The sequence below is a fragment of the Chitinophaga sp. genome (assembly GCF_035564935.1).
Taxonomy (GTDB): domain Bacteria; phylum Bacteroidota; class Bacteroidia; order Chitinophagales; family Chitinophagaceae; genus Chitinophaga.
On the sequence record NZ_DATMTE010000422.1, the window covers coordinates 1 to 14,352 of the forward strand.

The window sequence follows — 14,352 nt, forward strand, 5'->3', positions numbered from 1 at the left end:
AAAAAATATTTTCACCAGGGTTATCCAGCCTTTCAGGGCCTTCCTTCTCTTATTTCCTCTTTCCTGTTTTTTGTGAATGAATAAAATGAACAGAAAAAATAGTAACTGAACAAACTGAATTGCCAGCCAGAAATGAACAAGAAAGGCACATCCATAAACCAGCCCTTAAATCTACATTCGTAGCGTTCTTGTAACATTCTTTTAACAAATAACCGCAAGGAAGTATACTTTTTTATCAACCAGTATCCCTTCCCCAAGCCATTCCTAACCTGCCTGCCTCCCTTTAGAGTTTTGTTGTATTGCAATGAAACTGAACAATTTTTATTCAAATATTTGATGCTATGCATTCAAAAGCTACTCCTAATAGCCCTTTTACTGCCCTTTTCTGTACCCCGCGCTCCGCAGGGAAGAATGCTGTGAAAACCAGCGTTGCACACTTTTTTTATAAAGGTGGGTCATTGGCATGGAAAAGTCTCCTGTTACTACTATTCCTGTTTGGTACAAGCGCGCCGCATAGCCAGGCGCAAACCTATACCACCAGGGTATATGCAAACAACCAGGTAAGCAGGGCTACAGGGCTTTGCGTTGGCTGTGGTGTTTCAAATCCCGGTCAGGCAACAGATGGTTCCCTGTCAACAGCATCCACTATCACTACAACGGTTACACTCTTAGGTGCCACAGCATCGCAGGACCTCATATTCCCTGCGCCTGTTACAAATAATACACCGGCGATCGTTAAATTAGGCACTGCAGGTACACTGGGTACACTGGTAAATCTTAACCTGCTTGGAGGTATCACTGTACAGGCTTATAATGGCAGCACACCGGTAGGTGCAGTTGCCCTCGCTAATAATTCAGTATTAACCCTGTTGGCAAGTGGTAACCAGGCGGAAATATTTTTAGCAGCTCCAGGTGCTACATACGACAGGGTAAGAGTAACAGTAGATGGTGGGCTGGCAGGAGTGGCCGGTAGCATAAATGTGTTTTCGGCCTATTATAATACTCCTGCTTCAGGTACTATCAATTGCGGCGCTGCAATAGACGTGCTGTATGGCGTTACCGGGCAGGCAGCTTCACTGGGCGTTGTAACCAACCCCGCTGCAGCAGGCGATGGTATTGTTACTGCTGCTAATTACGCTACACTAAGCAGCGTTGTTGGCGCCCTGGGCAGCAGTGCACAGGTAACAGCAGTATTTCCCGGTCTTTCCAAAGTTGGAGATTCTATCCGCGTCGTTGTTTCTGATCCCGCTTCACTGCTTACTTTACAGGTGCTTAGCTCTGTAAGGATTATAACTTATAATGGTTCTACCGTTGTGGATAATATCCAGGCAGATGGCAACCTGTTACGTCTTAACTTTTTTGCAGGCGGAGGAAATCTGCAGGCATTGACTTTCCTTCCTTCGGCTCCCTTTGATCATGTACAGGTGCAGATAGGCTCCGGATTGGCAGGCGCACTCGCCTCCCTGAGAGTACATGAAATACAACGTTTCCCCGCTGGTCCGGAAACGGGAAGCGGCGGCCCGGTAAGAACAACCTGCCTGAACGCCCCGCTTACATTGAACGTAAGTAACCCTGAAGCAGGTTTAACTTATACCTGGTACGACTCTACACAAACTACTGTTGTAGCTTCCAACAGCACCAGTTACAGCCCTCCTGTAAATGTAGCAGGAAGCTTCCGCTATTATGTTTCCGCCACCAGAGTGGGCTGTTCTACTGAATCAGCCAAATCACTTGTAACGGTAATGGTAAATAATTTCTCTACCGCTGCAGATATTACTGTTCCGGCAACAACGCAGGCCTGCCTCGCAGACACTGTGACCATAACGCCTACCTCTGCCACTGTAAATAATAAACCTGTATTCAAGTGGTATAAAAATGCTGACAAAACTGGGCCTCTTACAAACGGCCTGGTTGAAGGAGCAGTTAAATATACGATTGATACTACAGGGCAATTAAGCATTACTGGTCTTGCTGCCGGTTCCTATACCTATTATGTAAGTGTATCAGACAGCAACCATTGTGAAAACGCCGCCAATGCGCTGAAAGCGGCTCCTGTAACTGTATCTGCGCAAATTGCACCTCCGGTTCTTTCTCAAACCTATTCAGTATCAACCGGGCTGCCGCTGGTATTAACAGCTACTCCGGTATCCGGCGCCACCATTGAATGGTATAGCGATACCACACAGGCGCCGGTAGCTACAGGAAGTTCAATTACCCTGCCTCCGTTTACCACTCCTGGTGTGTATACCTATTATGCAGGTGTAAGAACCACCGGAAACTGTACCTCTTTCCGCCTTCCCGTGGTAATTACAGTAACCGGCCCTGTTACTACTACCAGTTGTAATGTACCTACCAGCCAGGTAACCGGTACTACGCTGGGCTGTGTACTGTGTAGTGTTGCAAACCCCGGCAACGATATTGATACTGTTAGCACCAATTTCACCCGTTTAAATATACCGGTAGGTTTACTGGGAGGTTCCGTTTATCAACAACTGATCTTCCCCTCTGCAGGTGATGCAACAGACAGTATCCGTCTTGACCTGGCTTCACCGGGCGGACTGGGAGATGTAAGCTTACTTGGTGGTGCAGTAGTTACCATTTATAATGGTACTACAGTTGTAAGCACACATACTTTATCACAGTTGCTCACTTTAAGATTACTGAGCGGTACCCGCTACTACGCTACGGTAGCCGCAGGTGGCGTATATGATCGTGTGGAAGTGAAACTGACCGGTGTGGCTAATCTGCTTACTTCCCTGGATATTTACGGAATACGTTCCCTTGTACCGGACCCGGTTATCACAACCGGTAATGTAACAGTATGCGCGGGCCAACCTGCTGAATTTACAGTTACACCAGCTGCCGGAACAACTGTGCAGTGGTATGCAGATTCAACAGGTAACATCTCTTTGGGTAATCAGCCTACGTTTAAAACAGATACGTTGAGAACCGCAGGTACCTTTACCTATTATGTACAGGCAATGGACGGTACCTGTGCGAACCCGGATCGCAAGCCTGTTACCGTTACGGTAAATGCCCTGGGTACAGCTGCCGATATCACATTAGCAGATACTACCAGCGTTTGCGGAAGCGGCGCTGCAACACTCACTCCAACTGCTGCGGGTGTAACAACTCCTGTATTTAAATGGTACACCGATGCCAATAAAACAACACCTATTACAAACGGTGCTGTTATAGGCGGTGCCACCTTTACTATAAATGCCTCCGGAAGCCTTTCTGTAACAGGCCTCTCCATTGGTAATCATACTTATTATGCGAGTGTGTCAGGCACTAACCGTTGCGAAAATGCAGCTGGCAGCCTGAAAGCAGCTACTATAAAAGTAACTACCCAGCCGGCGCCTCCTACCCTGACCCAGTCTTACTCCGTAACTACCGGGTTGCCATTAACAATGGTGGCTTCACCGGCTCCGGGAGCAACTGTAGTATGGTACAGCGATACCACCCAGGCATCAATAGGCAGCGGCAATTCTATTACGTTGCCTCCGTTTACTACACCCGGTGTATATAATTATTTCGCGGGAGATAGTATTCCGGGCGGTTGCGTTTCCAGCCGCATACAGATCACTGTTACAGTAACCGGCCCTGTTACCACTATCAGCTGTAACGTGCCTACCAGCCAGGTAACCGGTACTACGCTGGGTTGTGTGTTGTGTAGCGTTGCAAATCCTGGTAACGATATAGATACAGTTAGCACTAATTTCACACGTCTTAATATACCGGTAGGTTTACTGGGTGGTTCCGTTTATCAGCAACTGATCTTCCCGTCAGCCGGTGATGCAACTGATAGTATCCGTTTTGATCTGGCTTCGCCAGGCGGACTTGCAGACGTTAGCCTGCTCGGCGGCGCATTGGTTACTGTTTATAATGGTACAACCGTTGTAAGCACACACACTTTGTCACAATTACTCACTTTAAGATTACTGAGCGGTACCCGTTACTATGCTACAGTAGCTGCAGGTGGCGTATATGACCGTGTGGAAATAAAACTCACCGGTGTAGCCAACCTGCTTAATTCACTGGATGTTTATGGAGTACGCTCTATTGTACCGGATCCGGTTATTACTGCACGCAATGTAACAGTATGCGCCGGTGAGCCAGCTGTATTCACTGCAACGCCGGCTTCAGGTACTACCGTTCAGTGGTATGCAGATTCAATTGGCGGCGTATCACTGGGTAACCAGCCTACGTTTAAAACAGATACATTGAGAACTGCCGGTACCTTTACCTATTATGTACAGGTAATGGATGGCACCTGCGCAAATCCAAACCGTATTCCGGTTACAGCTACCGTGAATGCATTGGCTACTCCGGCAGATATTGCGATTGCAGATACTACCGCCAGCTGCGGCAGTGGTCCGGCAGTACTCACTCCAACTGCAGCCGGTGTAACCACCCCGGTATTTAAATGGTATGCAAATGCCAATAAAACCTCTCCAATTACAAATGGCGCGGTTATAGGCGGGGCCACTTTCACCATCACCGCAGGTGGTCAGTTAAGTGTAACCGGTCTTACACCAGGTAATCACACTTATTATGTAAGTGTATCCGGTGCTAACCGCTGTGAAAATGCGGCCGGAAGCCTGAAAGCTGCTACAATTAAAGTAGCCAGCGCTCCTGCTCCGCCAACAGTAGTACAGAATTATTCCATCAGCACCGGGTTGCCGTTAACCATTACTGCAACACCAGCTCCCGGTACTACTGTAGTGTGGTATAGTGATACCACAATAGCACCGATAGCTACCGGTAATTCCATTACTTTACCTCCGTTCGCAAGTCCGGGTGTATATACATATTATGTAGGCGATAGCCTGACAGGTGGTTGTATATCCAACCGCCTGCCAATTGTTATTACCGTAACAGGTCCTGTAGTACCTGTAAACTGTAATGTACCTACCAGTCAGGTAACCGGTACTACGCTGGGTTGCGTGCTGTGTAGTGTTTCTGATCCAACTAACGACATCGACTCTATTGCAACTAATTTCACCCGTCTCAATATACCGGTGGGCTTATTGGGAGGTTCTGTTTACCAACGCCTGATCTTCCCTGAAGTACGTGCAGCATCAGACAGCATCCGCTTCGACCTGGCTTCTCCAGGCGGTCTGGCAGATGTAAGCTTACTGGGTGGAGCAGTGGTAACAGTGTACAACGGAACAACCGTTGTAAGCACACAAACTTTGTCACAACTGCTTACACTAAGAGTATTGAGCGGTAACCGCTACATTGCCAGCGTACCGGCAGGTGGCGCTTACGATCGCGTGGAAGTGAAACTGACAGGTGTTGCTAACCTGCTTAATTCACTGGATATTTATGACGTACGTGCCGTTGTTCCGGATCCAACTGTTACTACACAAAATGTAGCGGTATGTGCCGGCGAGCCAGCTGTGTTAACTGTAACACCTGCTGCAGGTACTACTGTGCGCTGGTACACCGATTCTACTACAACTATTGTAAAAAGTACATCAAATACACTCACTACCGATACCCTGAAAATAGCAGGTACATTCACCTACTATGTTCAGGCAGTGGGCGCAAATGGCTGTGCAAATCCCAACCGTGTACCGGTTAGAGTAACAGTGAACCCGATGAGCCAGGCAGGAGATATCACTATCGCAGATACGACTACTGCCTGCAACAGTGCACCGGCAGTATTAACCCCAACAGCAACAGGCGTTACTGCTCCTGTATTCAGGTGGTATAAAAATGCAAACAAAACATCTCCGGTTACTAACGGACTGGTAGAAGGTGCTGTAAGCTATGCACTGGATAGCACAGGTAAACTGACTATCACAGGCCTGGCTGCCGGTAACTATACTTATTATGTGAGTGTATCCGGAACTGGTCAGTGTGAAAATGCTGCCGGTACACTGAAAGCAGCAACAGTACGCGTGGTAACAGCTCCTGCAGCTCCGGTTGTTACCGGTGATGTGGTGGTAACCACCGGTGTGAAAGCCGTTTTAAGTGCACAACCCGTACCAGGTGCTACCATTGTATGGTACAAAGACGCTACAACTGTTCAGGGAATGGGCGATACCATCCAGGTAGGACCATTCAATACACCTGGTACATATACCTATTATGCGGCAGTTAGAATTGCAGGTGCCTGCGAATCTGCACGCGCAGCTGTAAATGTGAAAGTAACAGGTGTTGTAATTCCTTCTCCGGATTGTAATGTTCCAACCAGTCAGACTTCAGGTACTACCCTGGGTTGTATCCTGTGCAGTGTAAACAATCCTACTAATGATATAGACAGTATCAGAACTAATTTCACTACACTGTCGGTACCGGTTGGTGCGCTCGGTGGTTCAGTATATCAACAGCTGATCTTCCCGCACGCCGGATCTGCTGCAGATAGCGTTCAGGTTCGTCTTGGAAATTCAGTAGGATTGGGAGATGTAAGTCTCCTGGGAGGTACCCTGATTTCGCTCTATAACAATAATACACTGGTTAAAACAGATACACTGTCAAAACTGCTTACACTGCGCCTGCTCAATGGCCAGCAGTTCCTGGCAACCGTTGTAGCACCTGCTGCTTACAACCGTGTAGAAGTAAGAATGACAGGTGTGCTTAACCTCCTTAATTCAATTGATATCTATGGCGCAAGGATAATATATCCGAAAGCCACCGTAAATACTACAAATGCTACTGCTTGTATCAACACTAAGGCTACACTTTCTGTGACACCTGCAGCCGGCACATCTGTACGCTGGTATGCTGATTCAACCAGCAACACCGTATTAAGTACACAGAATACTTATACTACTGATACGCTGAAAGTAGCAGGTAAAGTAACTTACTATGTTGCCGTACTGGGTGGACCGGATAATTGTCCTAACCCGGATCGTATACCGGTAACCGTTACTGTAACTCCTGCTCCTCCGGTACCAGGTGCTCCTGCTACGGTTAATATCTGCCCGGGTTCAAATGCATCATTGCAGGTAACTAACCCGGATCATCAGCTGACCTATAACTGGTATAATGTACCAACAGGAGGCACTAAACTGAATACCGATAGCGGCTTTGTATTTAATGTGCCGGCAGTTAACAGGGATACTACATTCTATGTAGAAGCTGTTAGCAGTTGCGGCGCCGCATCAGGCAGACAAGCCATCAGCATTGTATTGTCTGCTTCATTAAGTGCACCGGTGGTTACACCAAATCCGGATTCAACAGTTGTAGGCCGGCAAACTGCTCTCACAGCTACCTCCAATACCGCTAATACTCAATTTGTATGGTATGCAAGCCAGGCAGGTAACGATAGCCTGTTTACAGGACCGGTATTCACGCCTCCGGTATCCAATGTAACAGGAACAGTTACTTATTGGGTAGAAGCCAGGTTAACAGGTGGTGCTACCTGCAAATCTATCAGGGTACCTGTTTTAGTAGTATATGGTCCTGAACCGGGTCCGGATCCCGGCCCATGCGAAGGCGCTTCAACACAAACAATCGGCGGTAGCGGATTACTCATACTGGGTAATGTGTATAACCCTGCCCTGGCGGTAGATGGTAGCTTAAGCACCGGATCTTCCCTGGTAATTAACCTGGGCGCACTGAATGCACAGGTATGGCAAAGAACTAAATTCAATGGAGTATCTGCTCCGGGCGATACGGTAAGGGTATGGCTGTCGAACCCAAGCCAGGTGCTTTCAGCAGCACTGCTGGGCGGTGTACAGTTAACCACCTACAATGGTACAACTCCGGGCGATTCTCTCCTGGTAAATAATCCGCTTATCAAGCTCACTATACTGAGCAGTAAGAAACAGGCTATTCTTGAATTTGTACCAACCAAAGCATTTGATGCGGTGGAAGTAAAACTGAAATCAGGTATACTCGGTGCATTGACAACAGTAGATTTCAATTATGCACAACGTGCACTGGCAGCGCCAAAAGTGCAGGCTGCACAGGTAACAGTTTGCGCTGGCAACACCGCTAAGCTGGATGTGCAGGATCCTGTAGCGGGCGTTACTTATCGCTGGTACACCAGCAAAGGTCAGTACCTCACCGGCAAAGATGGTGTATCCTTCACCACCGGCGCCCTTACAGCTGATACAGCCTTCCTGGTAGAAGCCTTCAGAAATGGTTGTGCAAGCACTGGCCGCACAAGAGTAGATGTGAAAGTGGTGGCAGCACCTGCAGCTCCGGTTGTCCGTTCTGCAAACGTAGAAGTGTGTGCCGGATCTGATGCACAACTCGCCATCAACAATCCTGTGAAAGGATACACTTACGCATGGTACAATGTAGCCGCCGGCGGCACCCGGTTGAACCCGGCTCCGGATAGCGGCCTTACATTTACTGTTACTAATGTAACAGCACAGGCTATTTATTATGTAGAAGCTATCAACGACAGCTGTAATACAACATCTGCCACCAGAACTGCGGTTACCGTTAAAACAGCTACTGCATTGGCTACACCAACAGTAACGCCTGTAAACGATACCATTGTGATTGGTCAGCGTCCGCTGTTTAAAGCACAGGCAGCAACGGCTAACGCCGAATTTTACTGGTTCAGAACACAAACAGCAACAGACACCTTATTTAAAGGCGCTAATTTCGAAGGTCCGGTATCTACCGCTCTCGGAACCGTTACTTACTGGGTGGAAGCCGCCCTGCCGGGTGCAGCTAGCTGTAAGTCCGCAAGAATTGCTGTAAATGCCATTACAGTACCGCCATCTGGTCAGGTACCATGCGAAGCCGCAACCGGACAAACAATCGGCGGATCGGGTCTGCTGGTGCTGGGCAACGTATACAACCCGCAGCTCGCTGTGGATGCCTTTACCAGCACTGGATCTTCCCTGGTAATAAATCTGGGCGCACTTAACGCAACAGTATTCCAGAAAGCAACCTTTAACGGATTATCTACTCCGGGCGATACGGTAAGAGTGAAATTGTCGAACCCAAGCCAGATCCTTTCTGCATCGGTGCTCGGCAGTGTACAACTCACTACCTATAACGGTAATACACCAGGAGATTCCGTATTAACATCTAATCCGCTCCTGCACCTGGATCTGCTGAGCGGTAACAGAAGTGCTATCCTGTGGTTTGTACCAACCAAACAATTCGATGGCGTGGAAGTGAAACTCAGATCAGGTATTGTGGGTGCATTGATCGACGTTGATTTCAATTACGCACAACGCGCAATTGCTCAACCGAAAGTACAGGTGAACAACGCTACCATCTGTAAGGGTAAACAAGCTACCCTTAGTGTGATAAACCCTGCACCAGGTATTACTTACAGCTGGTACAACAGCAAGGGTAACCACCTGATCGACAGCGTTGCCTATGTAACACCGTCCACTCTCGACTCCGGAGTATACACTTATACAGTGGTACCAACCAGGAACAGTTGTCCGGGTGCTGCATCTGCGCCGGTAACAGTAACTGTTCAGGGATCACCGGCTGCACCGGTTCCGGAAGCAGGCAACGTATCTACCTGTCTGAACACACCAGCTACCCTGAAAGTAAAAGCAGTGGCAGGTGTTCAGTTCAACTGGTATGATGCAGCAACAGGCGGAGCAGTACTGGTAACCAACAGTAATGAGTACACCACTCCGGCAAGTCTGCAGGCTGGTACTTATAACTTCTACGTGGAAGCTGTAAATGCAGGTAACTGTACCAGCGATAGCGGACGCACAAGAATAACACTCACTGTAGATAGCGCTTCAACAGCGGCCGATATCCAGATCGCCGATAAGATAATCTGTGCAGGTGATACAGCGGTATTGACACCAACTACCACTACTGTACAGAACCCGGTGTTCAGGTGGTATGCTAATCCAGACAGGACCGGTCCTATCACACAAGGTGTAAGCAGCACCGGTGTATTAACTATCACCGGACTGATGCCAGGTACATACACCTACTATGTAAGTGTAAGCAATGCCGGTAAGTGTGAAAATAAAGCGGGTGATCTGAAAGCCGTGAAAGTAACAGTAAATAGCACGGCCACTCCAACGGATATAACAGCAGCAGATACAACCATCTGTGCAAACACAACGGTTAAACTCACTGCTTCTTCAACAACCGTAACAAACCCGGTATTCAAATGGTATGCAGATGCTGCCCTGACCAAATTCCTTGCATCAGGCGCAACATATACTACCAGTGCATTGAGCGCTACCACTTCATTCTATGTAACTGTAGAAGGAAACAACAGGTGCGCTAATGCCGCCGGCAGCGCGAAAGAAGTGAAAGTGACCGTAAGTGATGTACCGACTCCGATTATAACAGCATCTTCAATCAGTATCTGCGTAGGCGATACCGCTACATTAAGTATTCAGAATGTAGATAATACACTCACCTACCGCTGGTACAGCGCAGCAACAGGCGGCACATTACTGTTCACCGGACCGGTGTATCAGGTAACAGGCCTTACTGCTTCGAAAGACTTCTACGCAGAAGCCTCCCTGGGAGGATGTAGCAGTGCTGCCAGAACAAAAGTGTCTATCGGTGTGGGCGTAGCTCCAACCCCAATACTGGAAAGCAACAATGTAACAGTATGTCAGGGTGGAACAGCCGTACTGAAAGTGACATCTTCTGTGAATAATATCACCTACAGGTGGTACACTGCATTAACCGGAGGAACGGCTGTATTTACAGGACCAATCTTCACAGTAGATAATGTGACCGCTAATGCAACCTACTACGTAGAAGCAACCGGCGACACTTCGAAATGTGGTAAACCATCGGCAAGAGCTACAACGAAGATCAACGTGGTACCAGTACCAGCGGCTCCTGTATTGGTAAGTAACAGTGCGGAAGTTTGTAAAGGTCAGAATGTAACACTGCAGATACAAAGCCCTGCAGCAGGCATCACCTACGAATGGTTCGATGCGGCAACAGGCGGTAATAAGGTGAATGAAGGAACAACCTTTAACATCACCGCACTTGATAGTACCATGAGCTACTACGTTCAGGCACTGGTAAACGGAGGCTGCCCAAGCGCAAGCAGAACTAAAGCCACCATTACCGTGAAGAGCGTACCGGCAGTACCTGAAATTGCTTCCACTTCCCTGTTCGTTTGTCAGGGAGGTAGTGTAACACTTTCAATTAAGAACCCGGTAGCAGGTGTAACGTACCGCTGGTACAGCGCTGCAACAGGTGGTACGCTGCTCGCCACAGGCAACAGCTACACAACCGGGGCATTAAATACAAGCACAGATTTCTATGCTGAAGCAAACAATGGTAATTGCAGTAATAGTGTAAGAGCGAAGGTTTCAGTTGGCGTAGGACAAGCACCAACACCAATACTGGAAAGCAATGCGCTTACAGTATGCGTGGGAAGCTCCGGTACGCTCCGTGTAACATCAGCTACCAATGGAATCATCTATAAATGGTATACTTCAGCAACCGGCACTGATTCAGTAGGCGTAGGACCAGTATTCCAGACAGGACCGCTCACTACCAGCATGGATTATTATGTGGAAGCAACAGGTACTACCGGCCAATGCGGTAGTCCTTCCGCCAGGGTAAAAGCAACTGTAACTGTAGTTGCACCGCCAACAGCGCCGGATGTGGTAGCCTCTGCACTTAAAACATGTGCCGGCACAGGAATTACTGTTGCTGTTAAAACAATCAAACCTGGTGTTACCTATCAGTGGTACGATGCGGCAACAGGCGGCAACCTGCTTTCATCTGATGCAGTATACAACGTACCGGTGGTTACTCAGACTACTACCTTCTATGTACAGGCAAACGTGGGAAGTTGCTCCAGCAGCAGAACAGCGGTAACCGTTACCGTTGATCCAACACCGCCGGTACCGGAAGTAAATGCTGATAACCTGACAACCTGCATAGGTGGTACGGTAACATTCACTATCAAAGGCGCGGACGCGTCATTGACTTATCGCTGGTATGATGCGCAGAATAACGGCGTATTCCTGGCAAGCGGTACTTCATATGCAACTGAACCACTGGCAGCAACAAGTATCTTCTATGTGGAAGCATTGAACAGCCAGGGTTGCAGCAGCGGACGCAAAGCAGTAACAGCCACTGTTACAAATGATATAGATGCACCACTGGCCGATCCGTTAACGGTTTGTAGCGGACATACAGCGGTACTTTCCGTGAAAGGCAGACAACCGGGCATCATCTATAAATGGTTCACCGCAGCAACCGGAGGAACAGCGGCATTTACCGGTGCAGATTTCACTATCACACCAGCAGTAAGTACTGTATACTTCCTGGAAGCATCTACCAGCGGCGGTTGTATCAGCGCAAGCAGAACAAGGGTGGAAGTAACCGTGAACCCGTCACCGGCAGCTCCAATAGTAACCAGTGCAACCGTGAAGGTTTGCTCCGGCCAGGTAGCTAATCTTAGTGTACAGGGTCCGAACAGTGCACTCACTTATAAATGGTATACTACGGCAACAGGTGGTACTGCTGTCTCCACCGGCACATCTTATACAACAACGGCGGTAACAGCTAACCAGATGTATTACCTGGAAGCAACCAACAGCAATGGCTGTTCAAGCCCAACACGTACTGCTGTGAGCGTTGAAGTAGTGCTTCCGCCGGCAGCACCAGCGGTAACCGGAAACGATCCGATATGCCCGGGCAGCACAGCAATACTGATGGCTACTTCTACTACACCGGATGTTGAATTCCGCTGGTACTCAGTAGCAACTAACGGTACGCCGATCACCACAGGTGCAACATTTGTTACACCAGCGCTGAATGCCAATACTACTTACTATGTGGAAGCACTTACTGCAGGTGGTTGCACCAGCTCGGCCAGAACAAGGGTTGATATCAGCCTGGCACAACCACTGCCGGCGCCAACTGTAACAGTAGACAACACTACTGCTACTGCTATCACCTTCCGCTGGTCACCGGTAACAGGCGCACAACGCTACGAGGTAACAATAGATAACGGCATCACATTCATACCGCCAAGCTCAGGTGCAACCGGTACCACGCATACCATATCCGGTTTGCAGCCAAACCAGAGCGCTACAATCCAGGTACGTGCCATCGGAGCATCCACCTGCGAAAACAGTGCACTGTCTAACGCGGTAACAGATAAAACGAAGAACCCACAAGGCAATAACATCTTCGTACCAAACCTCTTCAGTCCGAACGGTGATGGTATAAATGATATCGAGTATGTATATGGAACCGCCATTGCACAACTTGAATTTAGGATCTACAACCAGTGGGGTCAGTTGGTGTTCACATCAAAAGATCAGCGCCAGGGATGGGATGGTACCATGAGCGGACAGAAACAACCGGTAGGTGTGTATGTATGGATAGTGAAAGCTACAATGCAGGATGGTACAGTGATTACGAAGAAAGGTAACGTAACCCTCATGAGATAACGATGATTCATCAGCAAGATCAAATCAAAAATAAAACCGGGGTGCTGCAAAGCATCCCGGTTTATCCGGAAATCTTTAAAAATGTTCCTATGAAAAGGATTTTTATAGTTGCAATGATTTTATGGAGCAGCTTATTGCCCCGCACTTCTGTTGCCCAGGTTGATCCGCATTTCTCACAGTATTATGCCTACCCGTTATGGCTTAATCCGGCCCTCACAGGCGTGATAGATGGTGACTACAGGATTAGCGCCGATTATCGCAACCAATGGGCCAATTATGGGAAACCCTTCTCTACTGTGGGGATTTCTGCCGATGCGGCCACCGATAAGAATATAGGCGTTGGTATTAATGTGATGAATATGTCGGCCGGAGACGCTGGCTATAATTACTTTAATGCAATGGCCAGCGTTTCCTATACCGGTGTGAAATTTGGCCGCACCAAAACCAGCCAGCTGGTTTTCGGAATTAATGCAGGGTTAATTAACAGGAGGCTGGATCCCGCCAAGTTTCAGACAGGTAGCCAGTATCAGCCGGTAACAGGTTTTGATCCGAGCATATTTAACGGCGAAAATGTGAGCAATACCACTTCCAACCAGTTTGATGCAGGTGCGGGAGTAGTTTATTTTGATGGTAATCCCAATCATATGTTGAATCCATTTGCAGGATTCGCAGCCCAGCATCTTACACAACCTAAAGATCCCTTTTCTTCTGATGGTACCGAAAGAAAACTGCCGGTAAGATACCTCGTTCACGGAGGTACCAAGATCAGGCTGAACGAATCCATCACCCTTACCCCTACCGGACTTTACATGCGGCAGGGTAACGCGGAAGAAATAGTGGCTGGTATGTATGCACAGCTATTGGTGAATCCCGAATTTGACTTCCTGGTAGGAGGCAACTATCGCTTCAATGATGCCGTGATTCCCTTTGCAGGCTTCCATTTCAAGAACTTTGTACTGGGATTAAGCTATGATGCCAATACTTCCAATATGCGCCGACTGGTAAATGGCAGCCAGAGTTT

The 14,352-nt window shown here is 48.2% G+C and carries 2 protein-coding genes; both read left to right on the top strand.

Annotated elements, in window-relative coordinates; translation table 11 throughout:
- Nucleotides 1-341: 341 nt before the first annotated feature.
- Entirely contained in the window at nucleotides 342-13,331 is a 12,990-nt protein-coding gene (locus VN105_RS10990) for a gliding motility-associated C-terminal domain-containing protein (protein WP_325640762.1), read from the top strand.
- Nucleotides 13,332-13,420: 89 nt separating this feature from the next.
- A partial coding sequence (locus VN105_RS10995; RefSeq protein WP_325640764.1) for a PorP/SprF family type IX secretion system membrane protein occupies nucleotides 13,421-14,352 on the top strand: 932 nt, incomplete at its 3' end.

Coding starts and splice junctions, on each gene's coding strand:
- VN105_RS10990 (WP_325640762.1), top strand. CDS start 342: ATGCATTCAAAAGCTACTCCTAATAGCCCTTTTACTGCCCTTTTCTGT.